General features: G+C 44.5%; 1 pseudogene. It reads left to right on the plus strand.

From position 1 onward, the window contains the following. Positions 1 to 2: 2 nt before the first annotated feature. Positions 3 to 710 (plus strand): annotated as a pseudogene (locus G1H19_RS22345) (IS1380-like element IS612B family transposase); the annotation flags it as partial.

A 710-nucleotide genomic window follows, 5' to 3' on the forward strand; every position in this document is an offset into this window, starting at 1 on the left:
ACATGGCAAAAATACAAATTAAATCTGAGAAACTCACACCTTTTGGAGGAATTTTTTCAATCATGGAGAAATTTGACTCCATGCTTTCACCCGTTATCGACTCAACACTGGGTCAGAGATGCAGCAGTATCTTCGGATATCAGTTCAGCGAGATAGTCCGTTCGCTGATGAGCGTTTATTTCTGTGGCGGCTCATGCGTGGAAGATGTAACGTCACAACTGATGCGCCATCTCTCGTATCATCCTACCCTTCGTACATGCAGCTCTGATACCATCCTCAGAGCCATCAAGGAACTGACACAGGAAAACATCTCCTATACTTCCGACCAAGGCAAGACCTATGATTTCAATACTGCAGACAAACTCAACACATTGCTTATAAACGCTTTGGTTTCTACAGGCGAGTTGAAGGAAATTGAGGAATACGATGTTGACTTTGACCATCAGTTCCTTGAAACGGAGAAGTATGATGCAAAACCGACCTACAAAAAGTTCCTCGGCTACAGGCCTGGCGTATATGTTATCGGTGACAAGATAGTCTATATCGAGAACAGCGATGGTAACACGAATGTGCGTTTTCATCAGGCAGACACCCATAAGAGATTCTTCGCTCTTCTGGAATCCCAGAACATCCGTGTAAATCGCTTCAGGGCAGACTGCGGTTCCTGCTCGAAGGAAATCGTCAGTGAGATAGAGAAGCATTGCAAACAT

Source organism: Goekera deserti (genome assembly GCF_010685995.1).
In the GTDB taxonomy this organism is placed as follows: domain Bacteria; phylum Actinomycetota; class Actinomycetes; order Mycobacteriales; family Geodermatophilaceae; genus Goekera; species Goekera deserti.